The 21,080-nt window shown below is 72.0% G+C and carries 18 protein-coding genes; 13 read left to right on the top strand and 5 right to left on the bottom strand.

The window, feature by feature from the left end; translation table 11 throughout:
* Positions 1-69 precede the first annotated feature (69 nt).
* From ABB55_RS08420 to ABB55_RS08410, 3 genes are read left to right on the top strand one after another with little or no spacing between them, the layout of a single operon-like run.
* Complete coding sequence (locus tag ABB55_RS08420; protein WP_054358417.1) at positions 70-2,193, top strand: ABC transporter permease; 2,124 nt, start codon at positions 70-72, stop codon at positions 2,191-2,193.
* A complete protein-coding gene (locus tag ABB55_RS08415; protein WP_054358416.1) occupies positions 2,190-3,311 on the top strand; it encodes an NHL repeat-containing protein in 1,122 nt (373 codons plus the stop codon). The genes ABB55_RS08420 and ABB55_RS08415 overlap by 4 nt, the downstream gene beginning before the upstream one ends.
* Entirely contained in the window at positions 3,308-4,804 is a 1,497-nt protein-coding gene (locus ABB55_RS08410; RefSeq protein ID WP_054358415.1) for a sugar ABC transporter ATP-binding protein, read from the top strand. Before ABB55_RS08415 ends, ABB55_RS08410 begins: the two co-directional genes overlap by 4 nt.
* Positions 4,805-4,831: 27 nt before the next feature.
* Here the strand turns inward: ABB55_RS08410 and ABB55_RS08405 are convergent, their stop codons facing one another.
* Both ABB55_RS08405 and ABB55_RS08400 read right to left on the bottom strand, forming a co-directional pair.
* Complete coding sequence (locus ABB55_RS08405) at positions 4,832-5,464, bottom strand: response regulator (RefSeq protein ID WP_276557497.1); 633 nt, start codon at positions 5,462-5,464, stop codon at positions 4,832-4,834.
* Positions 5,465-5,478: 14 nt separating this feature from the next.
* Complete coding sequence (locus ABB55_RS08400) at positions 5,479-6,915, bottom strand: ATP-binding protein (RefSeq protein WP_054358413.1); 1,437 nt, start codon at positions 6,913-6,915, stop codon at positions 5,479-5,481.
* A 255-nt stretch (positions 6,916-7,170) separates the two neighbouring features.
* Here ABB55_RS08400 and ABB55_RS08395 point away from each other — a divergent pair, with 255 nt between their 5' ends.
* From ABB55_RS08395 to ABB55_RS08365, 7 genes are read left to right on the top strand one after another with little or no spacing between them, the layout of a single operon-like run.
* The gene (locus tag ABB55_RS08395) at positions 7,171-8,184 is read left to right on the top strand and encodes an AAA family ATPase (RefSeq protein ID WP_394367211.1); all 1,014 of its coding nucleotides are present in this window, start codon (positions 7,171-7,173) and stop codon (positions 8,182-8,184) included.
* Positions 8,181-9,131: a DUF58 domain-containing protein gene (locus tag ABB55_RS08390; protein ID WP_054358412.1), complete on the top strand. Its 951-nt coding sequence runs from the start codon at positions 8,181-8,183 to the stop codon at positions 9,129-9,131. Before ABB55_RS08395 ends, ABB55_RS08390 begins: the two co-directional genes overlap by 4 nt.
* Positions 9,118-9,609, top strand: coding sequence for a hypothetical protein (locus tag ABB55_RS08385; protein ID WP_054358411.1), 492 nt, complete (start codon positions 9,118-9,120; stop codon positions 9,607-9,609). Before ABB55_RS08390 ends, ABB55_RS08385 begins: the two co-directional genes overlap by 14 nt.
* Entirely contained in the window at positions 9,606-10,715 is a 1,110-nt protein-coding gene (locus ABB55_RS08380; RefSeq protein ID WP_083463461.1) for a VWA domain-containing protein, read from the top strand. The genes ABB55_RS08385 and ABB55_RS08380 overlap by 4 nt, the downstream gene beginning before the upstream one ends.
* The gene (locus tag ABB55_RS08375; RefSeq protein WP_054358410.1) at positions 10,712-11,629 is read left to right on the top strand and encodes a hypothetical protein; all 918 of its coding nucleotides are present in this window, start codon (positions 10,712-10,714) and stop codon (positions 11,627-11,629) included. The genes ABB55_RS08380 and ABB55_RS08375 overlap by 4 nt, the downstream gene beginning before the upstream one ends.
* A complete protein-coding gene (locus tag ABB55_RS08370) occupies positions 11,626-12,486 on the top strand; it encodes a hypothetical protein (RefSeq protein WP_054358409.1) in 861 nt (286 codons plus the stop codon). The genes ABB55_RS08375 and ABB55_RS08370 overlap by 4 nt, the downstream gene beginning before the upstream one ends.
* A complete protein-coding gene (locus ABB55_RS08365; RefSeq protein WP_054358408.1) occupies positions 12,483-13,754 on the top strand; it encodes a BatD family protein in 1,272 nt (423 codons plus the stop codon). The genes ABB55_RS08370 and ABB55_RS08365 overlap by 4 nt, the downstream gene beginning before the upstream one ends.
* 71 nt (positions 13,755-13,825) lie before the next feature.
* Here ABB55_RS08365 and ABB55_RS08360 read toward each other — a convergent pair whose 3' ends face one another.
* Both ABB55_RS08360 and ABB55_RS08355 read right to left on the bottom strand, forming a co-directional pair.
* Positions 13,826-14,470 carry a nucleoside/nucleotide kinase family protein gene (locus tag ABB55_RS08360; protein ID WP_054358407.1) on the bottom strand — a complete coding sequence of 215 codons (645 nt, stop codon included), beginning with the start codon at positions 14,468-14,470 and terminating at the stop codon, positions 13,826-13,828.
* Positions 14,467-15,141 (bottom strand): TolB family protein, encoded by a 675-nt coding sequence (locus ABB55_RS08355; RefSeq protein ID WP_054358406.1) that lies wholly within the window; start codon positions 15,139-15,141, stop codon positions 14,467-14,469. Before ABB55_RS08355 ends, ABB55_RS08360 begins: the two co-directional genes overlap by 4 nt.
* A gap of 155 nt (positions 15,142-15,296) precedes the next feature.
* Here ABB55_RS08355 and tal point away from each other — a divergent pair, with 155 nt between their 5' ends.
* Entirely contained in the window at positions 15,297-16,250 is a 954-nt protein-coding gene (gene tal, locus ABB55_RS08350) for a transaldolase (RefSeq protein ID WP_054358405.1), read from the top strand.
* 113 nt (positions 16,251-16,363) lie between these two features.
* On the opposite strand, the gene ABB55_RS08345 is transcribed toward tal, so the two are convergent.
* Positions 16,364-19,087, bottom strand: coding sequence for a glycosyltransferase domain-containing protein (locus ABB55_RS08345; protein WP_054358404.1), 2,724 nt, complete (start codon positions 19,085-19,087; stop codon positions 16,364-16,366).
* Positions 19,088-19,667: 580 nt separating this feature from the next.
* On the opposite strand from ABB55_RS08345, the gene ABB55_RS08340 reads away from it, so the two are divergent.
* The gene (locus ABB55_RS08340; RefSeq protein ID WP_083464077.1) at positions 19,668-20,615 is read left to right on the top strand and encodes a DUF4399 domain-containing protein; all 948 of its coding nucleotides are present in this window, start codon (positions 19,668-19,670) and stop codon (positions 20,613-20,615) included.
* Positions 20,612-21,076 (top strand): DUF4399 domain-containing protein, encoded by a 465-nt coding sequence (locus ABB55_RS08335; RefSeq protein ID WP_083463460.1) that lies wholly within the window; start codon positions 20,612-20,614, stop codon positions 21,074-21,076. The genes ABB55_RS08340 and ABB55_RS08335 overlap by 4 nt, the downstream gene beginning before the upstream one ends.
* Positions 21,077-21,080: the final 4 nt, after the last annotated feature.

Below are 21,080 nucleotides of genomic sequence, written 5' to 3'. Positions count from 1 at the left end.
GTCCCCCGGGTCCGATCTCCCGGCCGGCGCCCCATGCCGGCCGGGCCTTCCCTTGCGAGGAGTGATGAGATGGCGGCGTCGGAAGCCTGGACGCGCTGGCGGTATCGCTGGATCCCCGACAAGCTGGTCGGCGAGATCCTATCCAAGAGCTGGATCGACACCCTCATCCCGGGCGTGATCCTGGCGGCGGTGCTCGCCTTCTTCAGCCTGAAGCTGCCCGGTTTCTTGAGCGGCTCCAATCTCGGCGACATCGCGCAGATCTATGGCGAGTATCTGATCATCATCGTCGGCATCACCTTCGTGATGATGGCCGGCGGCATCGACCTGACGGTCGGATCGACCTTCGCCTTCTGCAATCTGGCGGCCCTGCTGCTGATCAATTCGATGGAGATGAACCTCGCCCTCGGCATTCCGCTGATCATGCTGATCGGCGGCGCCATCGGGCTGATCAACGGCCTGCTGATCGGCTATCTCGGCATGCGCGCCTTCCTGACCACGCTGGTCATGCTGATCATCGTGCGCGCGGTCGTCGACCAGGGCCTGCTCGACTATGGCCAGACCATCAGCCGCGGCTTCAATGCCTCGACGGCCTGGGAGTTCATGGGCGTCGGCACGGTCTTCGGCGTGCCGTCAAGCCTCGTCGTCGCCGCCGCGATCGCGCTGGTCGGCCATGTCGTGCTGACGCGGATGCGTTTCGGCTGGCACGTCATGGCGGTCGGCGGGTCGCGCCGCTCCGCCTACAATGCCGGCATCCGGGTCAAGCGCACCGTCTGCCTGACCTATATGATCTCCGGCCTCATGACCGGGCTGGCCGCGACCTTCTACGCCGCCCGGCTGACCAGCGCCGGCACCGATGTCGGCAAGGGCCTGGAAGTCACCATGCTGACCGCCGCGGTGCTCGGCGGCATCAGCCTCGGCGGCGGTCGCGGCTCGGTCATCAAGGCGATGCTCGGCGCGGTCATCGTGCTCCTGGTCCAGAACAGCCTGATCCGCATGGGCCTGACCAGCGGCACCAGTTCGCTGGTGCTCGGGCTGATCCTGCTCGCCGCCGTCGCGATCGACGTGCGCTGGGTCAAGAACCGGCACAAGATCCTGGCGCGCGCCTATGTCTCGCCGACCTATTTCCGCCTGCCGCCGCTGCCCGAGACGGCGGCGGGCTCCGGCTCGCCCTATGCGCTCAACGACCGTCTGCGCGGCGTCGCGGCGATCGGCCTCGGCGAGCTCGACGGCCCCGAGGACGTGATCTTCGACCGCGACGACAATCTCTATTGCGGCAGCCGGCATGGCGACATCATCCGCTTCTTCGCGCCGGACCATCGGCGCTCGGAGATCTTCGCCCATATCGGCGGCCATCCGCTTGGTCTGGCCTTCGATCCGCAAGGCAACCTGCTGACCTGCGTCGGCGGCATGGGGCTCTACCGGGTCTCGCCTTCCGGAGAGGTCACCAAGCTCTCCGACGAGACCAACCGCAGCCTGCTGTCGATCGTCGACGACAGCCGCCTGCGTCTCGCCGACGACCTCGACATCGCCCCGGACGGCCGCGTCTTCTTCAGCGAGGCGACCATCCGCTACGAGATGTATGACTGGATGGTCGACGCGCTCGAAGGCCGCGGCAACGGCCGCATCATCTGCTACGACCCGCGCACCGGCCAGTCGCGCACGGTGCTGCCGAACCTGCAATTGCCGAACGGCATCTGCGTCGAGCCGGGCGGCCAGTCGCTCCTGTTCGCGGAGACCTGGGGCTGCCGCATCACGCGCTGGCATTTCGACGGACCGCACAAGGGCCGGCGCGAAGTCGTCATCGACAACCTGCCGGGCTATCCGGACAACATCAACCGCGCCTCGGACGGCACCTTCTGGTGCGCGCTGTGCGGCATGCGTTCGCCGGTGTTCGATCTCGCCCTGCGCATGCCCGACTTCCGCCGCCGCATGGTGCAGAAGGTCGGCCGCGACGACTGGCTCTATCCGAACATGAATACCGGCTGCGTCATCAAGTTCGACGCCGCCGGCACCATTCTCGACGTGCTCTGGGATCTCGGCGGCGAGGCGCATCCGATGATCACCTCGATCCGCGAGCACAAGGGCCACCTCTATCTCGGCGGCATCTACAACAACCGGGTCGGCCGATACCACATTCCGGGCGCCGACCCGGCCTGGACCTCGAATGCCTCCTATTGGGGAGACCGGTCGTGATCGGTCCGCTGAAACGCCTCTGGGACGGCTTCCGCGGCAGCGGCGATGCCGCTGTGACCGTGCCGCCGATGGACGGCGCGCTGCGCCCGAACCAGCTCCTGGAAACGGCCCGCCTGGTCGCCGCCGTGCCGTCGCCGGACGATCTCGCCAGCGACGGCCGCAGCCTCTTCGTCTCGTCGGGGCCGCGCATCCTCCGGCTGGTCGACGGGGTGGGCACAGTGACGGCCGAGTTCGGTGCCGAGATCACCGCCCTGGCGGCCTCGCCGCGCGGCCGGATGGCGGCGGCGGTCGCCTCCGACCATCTCGTCGTGACCGAACCGGACGGGGCCTCGACCACGATCGCCCGCCTCGGCGACGGGCCGACGCGCTGCATCACCGCGCTCACCTTCGCGGGCGAGGGCGCGCTGCTGATCGCGCAGGGCTCGTCGCAGCGCGCGGCCGCCGGCTGGAAACGCGACCTGATGGAGCGCCGCAGCGACGGCGCGGTCTGGCGGCTCGATCTCGCCACCCGGCAGGCCGAGCGCCTGGCCGGCGGGCTCGGCTGGCCGCTCGGTCTCGCGCTCGACGCGGCCGGCGGCATCCTGGTCGCGGAAAGCTGGAGGCATCGCATCGTCGCGCTGGCACCGGGCCGCGCGCCGCGGCCGGTGCTGGCCGATCTGCCCGGCTATCCGGCGCGGCTGCATCCCGATCCGGCCGGCGGCTTTTGGCTCGCCCTGTTCGCCCCGCGCAACCAGCTGATCGAGTTCGTCCAGCGCGAGCCGGCCTTCCTGGCGCGCATGTTCGCGGAAGTCGACGAGGCCTTTTGGGCGGCGCCCTCGCTGCGGCCCTCGGCGACCTTCCTCGAACCGCTGCAGGGCGGCGCGCAGAAGCATCTCGGCATGCTCAAGCCCTGGGCGCCGACCCGCTCCTACGGGCTGATCGTGCGGCTCGACGACGCGCTGCGTCCGGTCGCCTCCTATCACAGCCGCGCCGACGGCATGCGCCACGGCGTGTTCACCTGCCTGCCCTTCGGCGGCCGGATCCTTGCGGCCGCGAAGGGCGGGGATGCGGTGGTCGAGATCGATCCCGCCGCCGATCCCGCCAACGGGCCGGCCGCCGCAACGGGAGCCCAGCCATGAACGCCCTGATCGAGATGCGTCAGGTCACCAAGGCCTATCGCGGCGTGCCGGCGGTGACCAAGGTCGACTTCGTGCTGCGCGAGGGCGAGATCCACGCTCTGCTTGGCGAGAACGGCGCCGGCAAGTCGACCCTGACCAAGATGATGTGCGGCGTGACCCTGCCGACCAGCGGCGAGATGTTCCTGAGCGGCGCGCCGTTCCGCTTCGAGACGCCGGCCGAGGCGCTGGAAAACGGCATCGCCATGGTGTTCCAGGAGACCAGCCTGGTGCCGTCGATGACGGTCGCGCAGAATCTCTATCTCGGCGACGAGCGCCTGTTCAACCGCATCCGGGGCTTGAACATCGCCGCCCAAACCTTCCTGCAGTCGCTGAACTTCAACGTCAATCCGACCGCCCTCGTTTCCGCTCTCGGCGCTGCCCACAAGCAGATGGTCGAGATCGCGCGCGCGGTGCGCAAGAAGGTGCGGGTGATCATCTTCGACGAGCCGACCGCCGCGCTGACGCCGGAGGAGAAGCACCATTTCTTCGCCCTGGTGCGGCGGCTGAAGCAGAGCGGCGTCTCGATCATCTTCATCTCGCACGCGCTTGAGGAGGCGCTGGCCATCGCCGACCGGATCACGGTGCTGCGCGACGGCGAGATCGTGGCCAGCGACGACGCCGGCGCCTTCGACCGCGATCGGATCATCCGCGCCATGGTCGGCCGGTCGCTGTCCGGCTCGCTCTATCGGCGCGAGGCCGGCCAGGCGGCGCGGCCGGTCGGCGAGAAGGTGCTGAGCGTGCAGAACGTGTCGATGGGCAGCATCGTGCGCAACACGTCCTTCTCGATCTATAGTGGCCAGGTCACCGGCATGTTCGGCCTGATCGGCTCCGGACGGACCGAAGCGGCCAAGATCATCGCCGGCGTGGCCAAGCGGAACTTCTTCAACGGCGGCGAGGTGCGCCTGCACGACCGCTCGGTCCGCTACCGGGTGCCGCGCCAGGCGGTCGCCGACGGGATCGTCTACGTGACCGAGGACCGCAAGCTCGAAGGCTTCTTCGAGACCATGACCATCCCGGAAAATCTCTACATGGGCGCGCTGGCGGCCGGCACGGCGGGCGGGATGCTGGTCGACATGGCCGAGATGCGGGCGATCGCCGCCGAATGGACCCGGACCCTGAACGTTCGCGCGATCAACCCGAATGCGCGCGTCATCGAACTCTCCGGCGGCAACCAGCAGAAGGTCGTGATCGCCAAGTCTCTGGTGCAAAAGCCGAAGATCATCATCTTCGACGAGCCGACCCGTGGCGTCGATGTCGGCGCGATCGCGGAGATCCACCAGTTCATCAACGGCCTCGCCGACCAGGGCCTGGCCGTGGTGGTGATCTCCTCCTACCTGCCGGAGATCATGAACCTGTCCGACCGTATCCTGGTCTGCCGGTCCGGGCGCGTCGTCGAGGAGTTCGGTCCGGACGAGGCGACCGAGGAGAAGATCATGTATGCGGCGGTGCACTGACGCCGCCGGCGGACGGTCATTCGCCGGCTAAGGTTCGCGCCGGTCGAGCACGAGGCCCTCGGCGATCGCCAGCCAGACCAGATGGGCGTCGGTGCGCGCGCCGAGCTTGGCCTTGATCTGAGAATGGTAGTTCTGGATCGTCTTCAGGCTGAGACAAAGCGCCTCGGCGATCTCCTCCGCCGCCTGTCCCGAGGCGAACATGCGCAGGATCTCGGCCTCGCGCGGGGCCAGCTCGTCGAGCGGTCCGCCGCGCCGGGTCAGCCGCTCGGCGGCGAGATCGGCGGCGATGTCGGCGCTGAGCGCCCGGCCGCCGCGCGCCACCGTGTCGATCGCCCGGATCAGCTCCTCCGGCGGGCTCGTCTTGGTGACATAGCCGCTGGCGCCGGCCTCGAAGGCCTTGAGGGCGAAGGGCGCGCTCTGGTGCATGGTGAAGACCAGGATGCGGGCGGTCCGGTCCCATTGCCGGATGTGGCGGATCGCCTCCAGCCCGCCGGCGCCGGGCAGCGACAGGTCCATGACGGTCAAATCCGGCGTTGCGCTCTTGAACAGCCGGTAGGCCTCCGCGGCGGTCTCGGCCTCGGCGACGACCCGGTGGCCGGGCTGGCGCTCGATCAGCCGGCGATAGCCCTCGCGCACGATCGGATGATCGTCGACCAGCATGATCGAGAGCGCCGTCACGATGCCACCGCGGCGGTCAGGGTGGCCGCGGCGGCCAGAGTAGATGCGGCGGCCAGGGTTGCGGGGGCGGCCGGTGCGGTCGGAATCTCCGCCGAGATCGACAGGCCGCCGGCCGAGCGGCCGATCGACAGCCGCCCGCCGAGCGCGCGGATGCGCTCGCGCATGCCGGTGACGCCGAGGCCGGGACTGTCGGACAAGCGCTCGGGCGCGCCGCCGCCGTCGTCCTCGACCGTCACCGTCAGCGTGCCGGGCGGCCCGGGGTTGCGGCGGATGCGCACCAGCACGGTGGCGGGATCGCCGTGGCGGGCGGCATTGGTCAGACATTCCTGCACCAGCCGATAGATGCCGAGCGCCTCGGCCGGCGGCGTCGCGCCGAGATCGCCCTCGACATCGAGCAGGAAGCGCGTGCGGCTGCCGCGATGGCTGTTCCACGAGCCGACTAGGCTGCGCAGCGAGGCGGCCAGCCCGACCTCCTCCAGGTCCGGCACGCGCAGCCGCGCCAGCGCACCGCGCAGCGTCGCCTGCATGTCGGCGATCAGCCGGCCGATCGAGTGGGCGTCGCGCGCGATGTCGGGCCGCGCGGGCGGGGCGTCGCTGGCGATCGAGGCGGCCAGCGCGCCGCCGGCGGTCAGGCACTGGCCGAATTCGTCGTGCAGTTCGCGCGCCAGCATGCGCCGCTCCTCCTCCTGCACCGCGAACAGGCGCCGCGTCAGCCGGCCGCGCTCCTCGGTCGTGTGTTCGAGCCGTGCGGCCAGATCGTTGAAGGCGCGCGCGATGTCGTCGAATTCGGCGGTGCCGGAGGCCGGCAGCCGGGCTGCGGTCGCGCCGGGGCCATCGGCGCCGTCCTCGAGGTCGCGCAGCGCCCGCACGATGCCGCCGACCGGCCTCAGCGCATGGGCGACCGCGAGCCAGGCGAGCAGGCACATGCCGGCCGCCATCCCGGCCGCCGCCCCGGCGACCAGGCTGACCTGCTGCCAGGCCTGCTCGGTCGCCGCCTGGGTGTCGACGCTCGCCCGGATCGTGCCGAGCCGGTGGCCGCGGAACACGACCTCCCGCACCACCGCCTCGCGCGGGGCGGCAAAGCGCTCGAACAGCGTCGCGAACCAGGCAGGCACCGTGCCGCCGAGCCCGTCGCGGGCATTGCACAGGCTGCTGTCCGGATCGGTCGGGGTCGAGACCAAGATGCACACGCCGGGCAGCACGACGCTGCCGCTCGCCCGCGCGGTCCAGCCGGACAGCAGTTCGCTGCTGGTCACGCCGAGGCTGCCGAGGCCGGGCCGGTACATCCAATGCCGTTCCAGCCGGTCGACCGAGATTTCCGCCCCCCGCTGCAGCCGGGCATCGGTGGCATGCAGCATCCACAGAATGGTTCCGGCGAGCGCGATCAGCGCCACCACGGCGAGACGGACGGTGATCCTGACGATGAGGCTCATGGCAGCGGGCGAACTCCTGACGGGCCACTGCGCCGCCCGCGCGCGGCCGGCGCGGCGACCGCGGACCAGCGTGACCGGCGGACCCCGGCCACGCAATCTGCCACGCCGGCCCCCGGTGCGACATGGCGTCCCGGCCGATCGGGAAGATTTCCCAGGGATCGGAGGGCGTCGGGCTCTGGCATCCGGGGCGCTTCGGTGGCCGTATGCGGGCGAGGGGCGGGCTCGACTGCGTCCGCGGGGGGAATGGGAGACAGCATGGACGCCTTGCCGAGGGCCGAGGGGCCATTCGCCGACGCCGCAATGCCGGCGGCCGACGACGCGGCCGCCGCGATCGGTCGCCTGGTCGCCAGCCTGCAGGGCGGGCTGATCGGGCTCGACAGCCTGGTCGAACGCCTGATCGTCGCGCTGATCGCCGGCGGGCATGTGCTGCTCGAAGGCGCGCCGGGCCTCGCCAAGACACGGGCCGTGAAGCAGCTCGCCGACGGGCTCGCGGTCGGCTTCGCGCGCGTCCAGTGCACGCCGGACCTGATGCCGGCCGACATCACTGGCACCCAGGTCTGGCGGCCGGATCGCGGCGCCTTCGAGTTTGTCGCCGGGCCGGTGTTCCAGTCGCTGGTGCTGGTCGACGAGATCAACCGCGCGCCGCCGAAGGTGCAGTCGGCCCTGCTCGAAGCCATGGCGGAACGCCAGGTCACCGCCGGCGGCCACACCTATCCGCTGCCCGAGACCTTCATGGTCGTCGCGACCCAGAACCCGATCGAGCACGAGGGCACCTTCCCGCTGCCGGAGGCCCAGATCGACCGCTTCCTGCTGCATGTCATGCTGACCCTGCCGGATGCCGGCGCGGAGCGCGCGATCCTCGATCTGGTCGAGCGTGAGGGCCGCTCCGGCGCCGAGGCCGCGCCGCGCCGGCTCGATGCCGCGACTCTGCTGGCGGCCCGCCGGGCCGCGGGCGCCGTGCATCTCGCCCCGGCGCTGAAGGACTATATCGTCCGCCTGGTCATGGCGACGCGCGACGGCGGCGCCGCGCCGGACCTGCGCAAGGCGATCGAGCACCCGATCTCGCCGCGCGGCACGCTCGCCCTGGCGGCGGTCGCCCGGGCCCGGGCTTTCCTGCGCGGCCGCGACCATGCGCTGCCCGAGGATGTCGCCGAGATGGCGGTCGATGCGCTGGCGCACCGGCTGGGACTGACCTGGCGGGCGAGCGCGGAGGGCGAGACCGCGCGCGGCCTGATCGGCCGGCTCCTCGAAACCGTCGCGCCGCTGTGACGGCGGCGGCTCTCGCCGATCTCGGCCCCGGCGTGGCGCCGGATGCGGAGCATCTGCTCCGGCTGCGCCATTGGGTCCGCGCCGACCGCGCCGCGCCGCGTGCCGCGACCGCTCTCCCAGGCGGTTTCGTGGTGCGCCGGCGCGGGCGCGGCCTGGAGGTCGACGACATCCGCCTCTTCGCCGAGGGCGACGACCTGCGCCATCTCGACCGCAACGCCACCGCCCGCACCGGCGAGCCGCATGTGCGCACCTTCCGCGACGAACGCGAACGCACGCTGCTCCTGCTGGTCGATCTGCGTCCGTCGATGCTGTGGGGCACGCGGCGCGCCCTGCGCTCGGCCGCCGCCGTCGAGGCCGCGGCGCTGGCCGGCTGGCGGGCGCTGGAGACCGGTGGGCGGATCGGGCTCCTCGCCTTCGGGGTCGGCGAGCCGGTCGTGGTGCCGGCCCGCGGACGGGTGCGCGGCATGATCGCGGTCGCCGGCGGGTTGGCGGTGGCGCATGACGCCGCGCTGGCCGGCGCGCTCGGTGCCGGCCCGTGGGGCGGATCTCCGCAGACCAGAAGCCCGTCGGACGAACCGAGCCTCGCCGCCGGCCTGCGCATCGCCGCGCGGCTCGCCCCCAAGGGCGCCACCGTGCTGCTGGTCTCGGGCTTCGATCACCCGGGCGCCGATTTCGACGAGGCCGCCGGCCTCATGATGCGCCGCAGCGACCTTGCCGCCCTGGTGGTGGTCGACGCCCTGGAGGCCCGCGCCGACGGCGTCGTCTATCCGTTCCTCGACCCTGGCGGTGCGCTCCGGCGCGGCCGGATCGCCGCGCCCTTCGACCGGACGACCGATCCGCGCTTCCTTGCCCTCGACCGCCTCGCCGTCGCGGCGGCGCCGATCCGGGCCGAGGCCGGCCCGGCCGCGATGGTCGAAGCCCTGGAGGCGCTCGATGGCCGGCGCTGAAACGCTCCCCGGGGCCGTCGTCCCGCTCCCGTCGGAGGCGCTGGCCGGTCTCGTCGACATCCGAGGCCCGCAGCCGACGTTCGAGAGCCTTGCGGCCGACACGGCGATTGCGATCGCGATCGGGATCGCCCTGGCGATGCTCGTCGGGCTGGTGGTGCGCCGCTTCGTGGTTGCGCGCTCAAGCCCGCGGGTGCGCACCCTGGCGGCCCTGCGTGCCGCCGCCGTCCTGCCGTCCGATGCGGCGGCTCCGGCCCTCGCCCGGGCGCTCGCCGACCATGTCGCGGCCACCGGCGGCCCGGCCGGTTCGCTGGCCGATCCCGCGGCCCGCGCCGCGCTCGACCGGTTCTTCGCCACCGACTGGTTCTCCGGGCCGGAGGCGCAGCGCTTCGCCGCGGCGCTCTACCGGCCCGATCCAGGTCTCGACGGTGGCGCGATCGCGGAGCGGCTCGCCCGGCTGATCGGGGGGCGGCGGCCATGATCGGCGATCTGTTCGCAAGCCCGCTCGCGCTCCTGCTCCTGCCTCTGCCGCTCGTCGCGCTCCTCCTCCTGCCACCGGCGGCGGGCGAGGAGGGCGGTGCGATGCTGGTGCCCGAGACGATCGCGGCGCGGCTCGCCGCCGGCATCGGCGCGCGCGTCGCCGGCCGGTCGCGCCTCGGCCTCGCCGGCCTGCTCTGGATCGCCCTCGTCCTGGCGCTGGCCGGGCCGCAACGCCTGGAGCCGAGCCCGGCCTTGCCGGTCTCGGGGCGCGATCTCGTGCTGGTCCTGGATCTGTCCGGCAGCATGGACCGCAAGGATTTCGAGATCGACGGCACGCCCGCGCGCCGGCTCGATGCGGTCAAGAAGGTCGCCGCCGCCTTCGTCCGCGGCCGTACCGGCGACCGCATCGGCCTCGTCATCTTCGCCGAACGCGCCTTCTTCGCCGCACCGCCGACCTTCGACACCGAGAGCGTCGCGCGCACCATCGAGGCCGCGACCATCGGCATTGCCGGCCGCTCGACCGCCATTGGCGAGGGGCTCGGGCTCGGCCTGAAGCGGCTCGCCAAATCCCCGGCGCCGTCGCGCGTGGTCATCCTCTTGTCCGACGGCGCCAACAATGCCGGCACGGTCGGCCCGCGCGACGTGGCCGTGCTGGCGCGCGATCTCGGCATCCGCGTCCACACCATCGCGCTCGGCGCCAACGAACTCGGCATGGTCGGCGACGACCCGGACGCCGTCGACGCGGCGACGCTCCGGCGGGTCGCCGAACTGTCCGGCGGCACGGCCTTCCGGGTGCGTTCGACCGGCGATCTCGAAGCCGTCTCGGCGACGCTCGACGCCATGGAGGCGAACCGCGGCCGGGCCGCAGCCGCGCAGGTCTTCCATTCCTATTGGGTCTATCCGGCCGTGGCGGCGCTGCTCCTCGCGCTCGCGCTCGCCGCCTCGGATGCCGGCCTCCTGACACGGTCGGCCCTGGCGCAGACCTTTGGCCGGAGGAAGCGGCGCCGGCCGTCGGCGCGGCAGCCGGCCGGGGACGGTGAACGCGGCCCCGATCCGGCCGTGAAGTCCGAATCTGGGCGGCCGGAACGCCATCGGGAGGCGGCATGATCGAGTTCCTGGGTCTGATCCTGCTGCGGCCGTTCTGGCTCCTGGTGCTGCCGGCGCTGGTCGGCGCCGCCTGGCTGTTGCGCCGGCGGCGGCGGCGCATCGCCGCGGCCTGGACGGAGGCGATCGACCCGCCGCTGCGCGCCGCGCTCGAAGCCCTCGGCCGCGTCGAGGCCGGGGTCCCGGTGCGCGCCTTCGGACCGGCCGGCCTCGCGCTGGCGGTCGCGGCGGTCCTCGCCGCCGCGCTGGCCGGGCCGGCGCGCGAGACGCGGGCCGGGGCCAGCTTCCGCAATCTCGACGGCGTCGTGCTGCTGGTCGACCTCGGGGCCCGGGCGAGCACGACGGAACGCCTGCCGGCGGCGCTGATGGCCGCGCGCCTGCTGGCCGAGGCTTCGGGTTCCCGCCCGGTCGCGCTGGTGGTCTATGCCGGCGACGCCTATCTGGCCTCCGGGTTCACGACCGACGCCGACGCGCTCGGCACCACCATCGCGGTGCTCGACGGCGAGACCGTGCCGGATCGCGGCGACCGGCCCGATCTCGCCCTGGCGCTGGGCCGGCGCCTGGTTGCGGAGGCCGGCATCCTGGCCGCCGATTTCGTGCTGATCGCGCCGGACGCCGCCCCGCGGCCGGCGCTTCTCGCCGGCGCGCGCGCGGTCGCTGCCGGCGGCCATCGGCTGTCGGTCCTCGTCTCGGCGCCGTCGAGCCAAGGCGCTGCCCTCGAACCGGTCGCCCAACTCGGCGGCGGGCGGGCGGCGAGCGTCGCCGATCCGTCGCCGCTCGCCGTGCTCCTGGCCGATCGGCCGGCCAGCCGGCTGGCCGCGACCGGGCTTTCGGCCCTGGTGGCCGAGGATCTCGGACGCTTCGTCCTGATCGCGGCGCTGTTTCCGGCGCTGCTTCTGTTCCGGAGGCGCGGATGATCCGGCTTGCCGTCGCCATACTGGCCCTCGCGGCCGCCCTGGCGGTCGCGGCGATCGCCGATGGGCGCGCCGCCCTCGGACGGTTGCTGATGGCCGCGGGCTGGCCCGAGCCTGCGGTCGGCCTGTTCGACCGGCCGGAGGCGATCGGCACCGCGCTCTACCGGGCGGGCCGCTACGGCGAGGCGGCGGACGCCTTCCGCCGGGCGGGGGCAGCCTTCGCCTTCGACCGCGGCGACGCGCTGGCCCGCGCCGGCCGGCTTTCCGAGGCGGTCGAGGCCTTCGACGCGGTGCTGGCCGGCCGCCCGGACGATCGCGATGCGGCCGCCAACCGGGCTCTGGTCGCGGCGCTGATCGCCGGTCGCGAGGCGCTGCCGCCGGAAGGGACGATCGACGGCGGCGCGGCGCTGACGGAGAAGAAGTCCCGTGCCGGCGAGGCGCGCAGCGAAGGCGACGAGCAGCCATCCGGCGGCGACGGCATGGCCGGCGATCAGCAGGCGGCTTCGTCGAGCTCGGCCGAGGGCGGCTCGCGGGTGGCGCGCAAGGGGGCGACCGACACCAAGGCGCAGGCGGCGGGCGAGGGGCGTGCCACAGGGGCGGCCACCGACAGCGATGGCGTCGGCAAGGCCAGCGTGACCGACGCTGTCATCGCCAAGGCCTTCGAGGACGTCCGCAAGCGCGAGATGGGCAAGAGCTTCGACGCCCAGGCGATGGCTGCCAACCGCGAGTGGCTGGAAACGCTGGCCGACGATCCCGGCCGCTACCTGAAGCTGATCATCGCCGCCGAGCAGACGCGCCGGCGCGAGGCCGGTCCGATCCCGACCGAACTGGACGTCCTTTCCGGAAAGGCCACCCGATGATCCCCGGCCGGACCTCGGTTCTGCAGGCATGCCGACTGGCCGTCGCGGCCGGACTGGCCTTGGTCCTGGTCTGCGCCTTCGCGACATTCCCGATCCGGGCCGAGACGGCCGACTTCGTCTTGCCCGACGATGCCCGCCTGACCGTGACGATCGATGCGGCGGCGCCCGAGCCCTATGCGCGCGAAATGATCCTGGTGCGCATCCGCGGGCTCTACACCGTGCAGATGACGCTCGAGACGCTCGACCAGCCGGATCTGACCGACTTCGCCTGGATGCAGCTCGGCCGGGACCGCTGGACCAGCACCACGGCCGAGGGCCGGCCGGCGCGCAGCTTCGAACGCGTCATGGCGTTGTTTCCCAAGCGCGCCGGCGTCCTTACCGTCCCGTCGTTCCGCCATCATCTGACGCTGCTGGCGCCGGACGGGTCGCGCGTGCCGCATGACGTCGTCTCCGCACCGGTCGCCGTCACCGTGCAGGTGCCACCCTCCGGCGGCTGGTGGCTGCCGGCGCGCGCCCTGCAACTGACCGATCGCTTCGATCGCGATCCGACCGCGTTGCCGCCGGGCGAAACCGCGCGGCGGACCGTCACGATCGAGGCCGAAGGCATCTCGGCCGACCAGTTGCCGCCCATCCCCAGCCTCAGGGCGCCGGGCGTGATCGCCTTTCCGGAACCGGAAACGCGCACCACGCGCCTGACCCGCGAGGGGCCGGTCGCGACCGTCGTCTGGCACTGGACGCTGCGGTCGATGACCGGGGAGCCGGCCACAGTGCCGGAAGTGGCCATCCGGTGGTTCGACACGCGGACGCGCAAGACCGAGGCGGCCGTCATGGCCGCCGCCACCGTGGCGGCGCCGGGCCGGTTCGGCGCGGCGGTCGCGGGGACGGGCGAGAGACTGGCGGCGATCCGCGCCGTTGCGGTGCCGGGCGGACTGGCCGCGGGGCTGGCGCTCGGCCTCGGCCTGCTGCTCGCCGGCCGGCGGCTCGATGCGGCCGGACTTCGCCGGGCGCTGTCCCGGCTGACGCCCGATCCCGACCGTCGCACCATGCGCCGGGCCGTGCGGGCCGGCGATGCCGCCGCCTTCCGGGCGGCCGCGCTGCGCTGGGCGGGCCGGAACGGCTGCGTCGAGGACGATCAGGTTGCCACAGCCCTCGCGGGGCTCGGCGTGGCGGTCTTCGGCCGACCCGCGCAGGCGGAAGCACCCGGCGACCTGCGCCGCCGGCTGCATGCCATCGATCGCCTGATGGTCCGGCGCCGTCGCCGGATGTGACGATCGCGGCCGCCACCATCCGGGCGGTCAGCCTCCCGTGCGGTCAGCGTCCCGTCTGGTCTGGACGCGCGTCACAGCACCAGATCGACGGCCGCACTCGCCGCCAGCACGCGCCGGGCATTGGGCAGGTCGTTGCCGTCGACCTTGACGGCGATCGACGCCGGGTCGAAGCCGAGGTCGCACCAGCGCGCTTCCAGCCGCGCGCGCAGGACGGCTTCCGGAACCTGCAGCATCGCGGTCAGGTCGAGCCAGGGGCGCACGGCGCTCCAGGGTGTTTCGTCGAGCAGCAGCCAGTTGCCCTCGACGACGACGATCTCGCTCGCGCGCTCGATCAGCCGGGCGCCGGCGCGGGCGATTTCGAGCCGGCGGTCGAAGACCGGCACCGCGACCTCAGCCTCGTCGCGCGCGGCCAGGCGCTTCAGGCAGTGCACCAGGCCGGCCACGTCGAAGGTCTCCGGGGCGCCCTTGCGCGGGCGCATCCCGGCGGCGTCGAGCACCGCGTCGTCATAATGGAAGCCGTCCTGCGCGAGCAGGGCGGCGCGGCCCGGGCGGGTGCCGTCGAGACGGGCGACCAGGGCTTCCGCCAGGGTCGACTTGCCCGCGCCGGGCGGCCCGACGATGCCGACCATCAGGCGCCGCCCGCTTGCGCTGGTCGCGGTCGCGCGGGTCTCGATGGCGGCGGCCAGCGCCGCCACGCGATCGGCGAGGTCGGTCATTGCGCTCGGCCGCCCTGCCGCGCCAGCCAGGCGCGCGCCTTCGGCCCGTCCGCCGCTTCGCCGTCGCTGCCGGGGATGCACAGCTTCTCCCGGCCGGCGGCGTCGATCACGCAGAGTGGATCGAAGGCGCCGCCGCCCTTCCGGTACTTGTGCCGGGAGACCAGGAGGGAACCGGCGTACCGTCCGGAGCGGATCGCCTCGACGCTGTTGCCGTCGACCACGAAGGTCGGGCGTCCTCCGGCCAGGGCGACCCGGTGCACCGCATCGGAGACCGCCCAGGCCCGGGCCAGGAAATAGACGGCCGTGCCGTCCGCCGCGAAGGCCGGGTTGTTGATGCCGAGGAGGTTGGTCTTCGGCTCGGGTCCGCGCTCGGGGGCGACCAGACGGCGCTCCGGTCCGCCCTCCGCGGCGACCAGCATCAGCGCCACCGGCTGGCCCTCGTCGCCATCCTGGTCGGTCTTGCCTTCGGGGCGCAGGAAGGCGACCTGCCGACCGTCCGGCGACAGAACCGGATCGCGGTCCTCCGGTCCGGCCGAGAGCACGCGCCGGCCGCCATCCGCGGCGATGGCGACGATGCGGCCGTCCTCCGCGGCGAGGCGCACCGGATCGGCCAGGGCGGCACCGGTGAGAAGGACCAGAAGGGCGACGGCGTATCCGGGCAGGGCTGTCATGGTAGTCTCCGGCGGCAGCGCGCCAGCATGACGGCCGGACCGGGCGTCGGCAACCGCCCGATGACTGCGGCCGGCGCGGGGGGCCTCGGCGCGTCAGCGGCCTTGTCCCGCCTCGCGCCTGCGGCTATGCGGAAGGCTGTCCAGGAGAGGTCCCCATGGTGTCGAAGCTCGATCAACTGCGCAGCATGACCACCGTCGTCGCCGATACCGGCGATATCGGCGCGATCCGCGCGCTCCGGCCGGTCGATTGCACCACCAATCCGACCCTGGTCCTGAAGGCGGTCGATACCGAGGCCGGCCGTCAGCTGCTCGACGAGGCGGTGGCCTGGTCGGCCGGGCTCGGCCTCACCGGCGAGGCGCGCATTGCGGCGGTGGCCGACCGCCTGGCCGTGTCGATCGGCGCCGAGCTGGCCGCACTGGTTCCCGGCCGCGTATCGACCGAGGTCGATGCCGATCTCTCCTTCGACACCGATGCCACCGTCGCCAAGGCGCGCGCGATCGTGGCCGCCTATGCCGAGCGCGGCATCGGCCGCGATCGCATCCTGATCAAGATCGCGGCGACCTGGGAGGGCATCCGGGCCGCCGAGATCCTGCAGCGCGAGGGCATCGACTGCAACCTGACCCTGATCTTCTCGCTGGTCCAGGCGGTCGCCTGCGCGGACGCCGGCGCCTATCTGATCTCGCCCTTCGTCGGCCGGATTCTCGACTGGCACGTGAAGGCGGCGGGGCGCAGCTTCGGGTTGGAGGAGCATCCCGGCGTGCAGTCGGTGCGCGCGATCTACCGCTATTTCAAGGCCTACGGCATCGCCACCGTGGTGATGGGCGCCTCGTTCCGGTTGATCGGCGAGGTCGAGGCTCTGGCCGGCTGCGACCGTCTGACGATTTCGCCGGCCCTGCTCGACGCGCTCGCCGCCGACCAGGGTCCGTTGACGCGCCAGCTCGATCCGGCCGCGGTCGGCGAGGCGCCGGAGCGGCTGACGCTCGACGAGCGGGCCTTCCGCTGGCGGATGAACGAGGACGCCATGGCGAGCGAGAAGCTCGCCGAGGGCATCCGGCTCTTCGCCGCCGACCTGCGCAAACTGCGCAGCCTGGTCGCCGCCCGGCTGTAGCATCGCCCGGCGGATCGGTCAGGCGCCCCGCGGACGGCGACGCGACCCTGCGGGGCCGTGATCCCCGGCGCAGTGCGCCCGGCAAGGGCTCAGGCGGCGCGCCCGGCAAGGGCTCAGACCGCTTCCAACATCAGGCGGAATTCCTTGACGAAGCGATCGGCGGACGAGCGTTCCGCCACGCCGGCCATGATGGCCAGCACATCGTCCCACAGCGGCGTGCCCCAGGCCGCGTGAACGCGGTCGATCGCGGCCAGGATGTCGTCCGGCGCCAGGGACGCCGCCGTGAACGGATAGTCGGCACCCAGATAGTACCGCGCCTCCCGATTGGCGGCGTCGACGATCACCGCCGCGCCCAGATGGGCGGCCGTGAACCCCTTCAGGAACGGCTTGCTGCTTTCGTCCTTGCGCGGCAGGCGGACGGCATAGTGGCACTCGAAGTCGCCGATCCCGGCCAGCCAATCGGTGCCGGAGCGCTGCGTGTCGACCGGCACGATGGTGACGCGCTCGGCGATGCCGGGCGTCAGGACCGTGTTGGCAATCTCCCCGAAATAGCCGATCCGCGGCGCGGCGGACGGCGCCCGTGCGTGGCCGGCGGGCAGGCGGGGGTCGACCGTGTGGGTCAGATGATAGCGCGGCGTTGCCGGAAACTGATCGGCCAGGTCGCAATAGCCTTCGATCGACGAGGCGATCAGCCCGTCGAGCAGAGGAACCAGTTCGGGCCGTGCCGGCAGGTCGACGAAATCGGCCAGGACCCGATTGCCGCGATCGGCGAGGGCGGCGATGCGATCCGGCGTGATCGTCTGCAGCAGCCCCTTGGTCAGGATGACCACCTCGCCGGCGATCTCGAAATCCGAACGGATGGCCACCTCGACGCCGTGGGCGCGCAGGATGTCGACGGCCTGGAAGCCCCGCATCACCGTCGTGCCGGTCGTCCGCCGGTCCTCTGCATAAAGGATGCTGCACCGGCGGGCGCCGGCCGCCAGGGCGGGGCGGCTGGGGCCGCCCGGGATCGCGTGGGCGATCTTGCGGATCCAGGCGTTGGCGCGGGAATTGCCGTAGGCCGGCGGCATGATGGCCGGCCGCTGGGCCTCGAGATGGAACAGGGCACCGAGGCTGATCTGGTCGCGCGTTGTGGTGCATTCGATTTCCGCCCACCAGGCGGCCATCAGGCGGCGGACATCGGTGCTTTCGTGACGGCGCCACAGGAGCGACGCTTCGACCAGACCCGTGCGCGGCGGCACGCCGGAGCTGAGATAGCGCGCCGCCTGGGCGTAGAGCGGCGCCGGCTGGTACTTGCCGGCGACATGGACCGCGAAGCACTCGTCGATGAAGCTGGCCCGCTCCGGATGGGCCCAGGCGACGAAATCACAGCCGATCAGGAAGCGGTCGAACCACGGCCAGAGATCGCCGGCCAGCACCGAGCAGGCATCGACATGGAGCGAGTAGTCGTAGCCGTGAAGCGCTTCCCACGGAAACAGCTTGTAGCGCTTGGCCTCGAGATTGTCGTTGTCGGTGCGCCGCGGAACCTTGCGGACCTGCCAGCCGTCGGAATGCACCGGCTGGTCCGTGAAGCAGATGTAGTCGATGCCCGGCGTCGGCGCCAGAACCGGCGGCAACCGGTCGTAGGGACCGAACAGCGCCGTATAGACGGCGATGCGCGGCCGTTCGGAGGGCGGCCCGGGTGGCCTCGCCGCGACGGTCTCGAACAGGGTTTCGTTGTGGTCGCCGTCGAGGGCCAGGACGTGCTGGCGCAGGGAGCGCACCCCGAGATCGCCGGTCAGGTCCGCCGGCAGTTCGGCGGTGATGCCGAGGGCTTCGTCGACCAGGCCGACATGGAACAGGCAGAGGGCGCGCGCCATGGTGCGCCAGACCGAGTAGCCCTGCCCGCGGGGCTCGGTCGGCGTCTCGAATTCGAGTTCGGCCAGTGCGGCCGCATAGCCGTCGAGCCGGATTCGCGCGGCAAGCGCGACGATGCGCTGGTCCCAGTCGTCGAGCGCCCGCATGATGGCGACCGGATCGAGCCCCTCGGTCAGCCAGAAGGAGACGATGTCGAGATCCGCCGGCGCCGGACCGGGCAGCATGCGGCGCAGTCGGCCCAGGTCGAAATCCGGCAGCGGCAGCCGACCCTCGCGGTGCCCGGTGGTGAGATAGTGGGCGAGCGGGTTCCAGCCCGTCTCGGCGACATCCGGATTGGCGTGCAGGTAGTAGATCTGGTCGAAGCACGGATGCGGCTGCACCTCTTTCCAGCCGTGCCCGGTCAGGTAGTGCAGGACCGGGTCGGTCACCGTCTCGCCCCTCTCGGCGAACCGCCGGCCCAGAAGCGCGGGGTCGACCATCGGGTGCGGAGGAATGTGCATCCGTTCCGGCAAGGCCAGATACTGGGCGAGCGGTTCGCGATCGGGCGAGATCAGGCCCGCCTTGAGCAGATGGACCGGATTGAACAGGGGGTGGGCGGTGACACCGTTGCGCCAGGCGCCGGCCAGATAGCGGGCGAGCGGCGGCTGATCGGTTCCGAGCTGACGCGCGAGGTGCTCGAGATCGACGTAGGGATGCGGCGATCGCCGCTCGAAATGGCCGTGGAACAGGAAATGCTCGATCGTATCGAGATCCGAATGGGTCACGTCGGGGTTGCGGCGGCGGTACCAGACGGGGTCGAACAGCGGATGCGGCGACAGTTCCTTTTGCCGGCCGACGGTCTCGAAGTGATGCCGCTCGCGGCCGGGGGGGATCGGCTCGGACGTCTGGCTGCGGTACCAATCGGCATCGAACAGTTCGAAGGCCGCGGCGCTCAGCGGCCTGCGTTTGCGCCGGAACAGTTTTGAAATATCGAATGCCATGAGATCGCAGTCTTGGGTTGTAGAATCCGGGGAACGGTGGATTCCTCTAACTGTGAGTGGCAAATCCTCCCCGCCTGCGATAGCGGTCGCGCGCATTGTTGGCAAGCATGCCAGAACTGTGGAGGCGGAGCGTCAGGAAACTCCGCCCGGAACGCCGGGCGATCATGGCAAATGGTCCGGTTCGACGCCTGAAACGTCAGTCACATTAGGCGCTCCGGCGATTTTGCCGCAACTTCGGCGCATCCGCCAAATCGGGTGCCATGGCCCGTTGAAGGGATCGTGACAGCCGGCTTCACCATTGCGGCATCGGTGGAGGGCGAGAACCCGCCGGGGTTGCGGAACCCCGGGCGCGGCCCCCGGAACGGCGGCCGGCGCCGGCCGAATCGCGGGTTCGGCTTGCCGCCACAGGCCCTGGGCGATAGCATCCGATCCAGTGCATAGGTCCGGGGTCGCCCGAGGGAGGTGATCGATGTTCCGATGCTGTTTCGGCGATTCTGCACTCCGGCGCCGCATCGGGGCCGCCGGCGGACTTCTGCGGCGCGGCGCCGTGTCCGCCTGCCGCGCCGGCCGTCGCGTCGGAATGGCGGTTCTGTCGGGTGCGGTCGTGCTGGTCGGGGCGCTCGGCGCGGCCGAGGCGCAGGCGCCCAGGCCGCGAACCAAGTCGCCGCCGGGTGCCAGCGTCTATTTTCTGGAGCCGCAACCCGGCGCGACCGTCGGGACCCGCTTCAAGATCCGTTTCGGGCTTTCCGGCATGGAGGTTTCGCCGTCCGGGACGCCGAAGCCAAACAGCGGCCATCACCACGTCATCATCGACACCGACCTGCCGCCCTTCGACGAGCGCATCCCGGCGGATTTCAACAACGTCCATTTCGGCGGCGGCCAGACGGAGGCGGAGCTGACGCTGCCGCCGGGCGAGCACACGCTGCAGCTCCTGTTCGCCGATCACGACCACATTCCGCACGATCCGCCGCTCGTCTCCAAGGAGTTGCGCATCCGCGTCGTCGAGGATGCGGCGCCGCCGCCGCCGACCGGGCAGGCCCAGGACGGCCACCTGCACCACGGCGCTGGCGATGCCGGGAGCGTGGCCGGGGTGCCGGCGGCGGCCGGGCGCCGGCCATCCCCGCCCGGTGCATCGGTCTATTTCGTCTATCCGCCGGATGGCGCCGTGATCCGGCCGCGGACTACGATCCGCTTCGGCCTCAAGGGCATGGGGGTCGCGCCCGCCGGAATCGACAAGGCCAATACCGGCCACCACCATCTGCTGGTCGATGTCGAAACCCCGCCGCTCGACGGACCGCTGCCCAACGACTTCAATCACATCCATCTCGGCAAGGGACAGACCGAGCACCGGCTCGACCTGAAGCCCGGGGAGCACACGCTGCAACTCGTCTTCGCCGACGAACGCCACATACCGCACGATCCGCCGATCCTGTCGGAGCGGATCCGGGTCACCGTCAAGCTGCCGCCGAAGCCCGTCAAGGCGAAGGCGAAGGGCAAGCCCAAGCCGAAAGCGCGGAGGGTCCGATGAGGCGTAGAGGTCTGAGGGAAGCCGCGGCAGGCATCGCCTTGGCGGTCGGCATCGGGCTGCCGGCCGGCGTCGGGCTGCGCGCCGACAGGGCGATCGCCGCCGAGGGCACGACGCCGGCACCGAAGGGGGCGGCGGTCTATTTCCAGACGCCGCAGGACGGCCAGCGCGTGCCGCGCCGCTTCACCGTGCGGATCGGGCTGCGCGACATGGGGGTTGCGCCGGCCGGGGTGGCGACGGCCGGAACCGGACACCACCATGTCCTGATCGACGCCGAGGCGCCGCCGGCCGGCGAGCCGATCCCAGCCGACTTCAACCATATCCATCTCGGCAACGGCCAGACCGAGGTGGAGTTGACGCTCACCCCGGGCCGTCACACCCTGCAGCTCGTCGTCGGCGATCATCGCCACATGCCGCATCAGCCGCCGGTTCAGTCGCCGAAGATCACCGTCACCGTCTATTGAAGCC

The sequence above is a fragment of the Prosthecodimorpha hirschii genome (assembly GCF_001305515.1).
Classification (GTDB): Bacteria; Pseudomonadota; Alphaproteobacteria; order Rhizobiales; family Ancalomicrobiaceae; genus Prosthecodimorpha; species Prosthecodimorpha hirschii.
Note: the sequence above shows the minus strand (reverse complement) of the source record. Positions and strands in the feature narration are given on the sequence as shown.

Excerpts from the sequence above, each read along its gene's own strand:
- ABB55_RS08385 (WP_054358411.1), top strand. The coding sequence starts at position 9,118 with ATGGCCGGCGCTGAAACGCTCCCCGGGGCCGTCGTCCCGCTCCCGTCG.
- ABB55_RS08340 (WP_083464077.1), top strand. The coding sequence starts at position 19,668 with ATGGCGGTTCTGTCGGGTGCGGTCGTGCTGGTCGGGGCGCTCGGCGCG.
- ABB55_RS08380 (WP_083463461.1), top strand. The coding sequence starts at position 9,606 with ATGATCGGCGATCTGTTCGCAAGCCCGCTCGCGCTCCTGCTCCTGCCT.
- ABB55_RS08365 (WP_054358408.1), top strand. The coding sequence starts at position 12,483 with ATGATCCCCGGCCGGACCTCGGTTCTGCAGGCATGCCGACTGGCCGTC.
- ABB55_RS08360 (WP_054358407.1), bottom strand. The coding sequence starts at position 14,470 with ATGACCGACCTCGCCGATCGCGTGGCGGCGCTGGCCGCCGCCATCGAG.
- ABB55_RS08395 (WP_394367211.1), top strand. The coding sequence starts at position 7,171 with ATGGACGCCTTGCCGAGGGCCGAGGGGCCATTCGCCGACGCCGCAATG.
- ABB55_RS08375 (WP_054358410.1), top strand. The coding sequence starts at position 10,712 with ATGATCGAGTTCCTGGGTCTGATCCTGCTGCGGCCGTTCTGGCTCCTG.
- ABB55_RS08345 (WP_054358404.1), bottom strand. The coding sequence starts at position 19,087 with ATGGCATTCGATATTTCAAAACTGTTCCGGCGCAAACGCAGGCCGCTG.
- ABB55_RS08355 (WP_054358406.1), bottom strand. The coding sequence starts at position 15,141 with ATGACAGCCCTGCCCGGATACGCCGTCGCCCTTCTGGTCCTTCTCACC.
- ABB55_RS08405 (WP_276557497.1), bottom strand. The coding sequence starts at position 5,464 with ATGCTGGTCGACGATCATCCGATCGTGCGCGAGGGCTATCGCCGGCTG.
- ABB55_RS08335 (WP_083463460.1), top strand. The coding sequence starts at position 20,612 with ATGAGGCGTAGAGGTCTGAGGGAAGCCGCGGCAGGCATCGCCTTGGCG.
- ABB55_RS08400 (WP_054358413.1), bottom strand. The coding sequence starts at position 6,915 with ATGAGCCTCATCGTCAGGATCACCGTCCGTCTCGCCGTGGTGGCGCTG.
- tal (WP_054358405.1), top strand. The coding sequence starts at position 15,297 with ATGGTGTCGAAGCTCGATCAACTGCGCAGCATGACCACCGTCGTCGCC.
- ABB55_RS08410 (WP_054358415.1), top strand. The coding sequence starts at position 3,308 with ATGAACGCCCTGATCGAGATGCGTCAGGTCACCAAGGCCTATCGCGGC.
- ABB55_RS08370 (WP_054358409.1), top strand. The coding sequence starts at position 11,626 with ATGATCCGGCTTGCCGTCGCCATACTGGCCCTCGCGGCCGCCCTGGCG.
- ABB55_RS08420 (WP_054358417.1), top strand. The coding sequence starts at position 70 with ATGGCGGCGTCGGAAGCCTGGACGCGCTGGCGGTATCGCTGGATCCCC.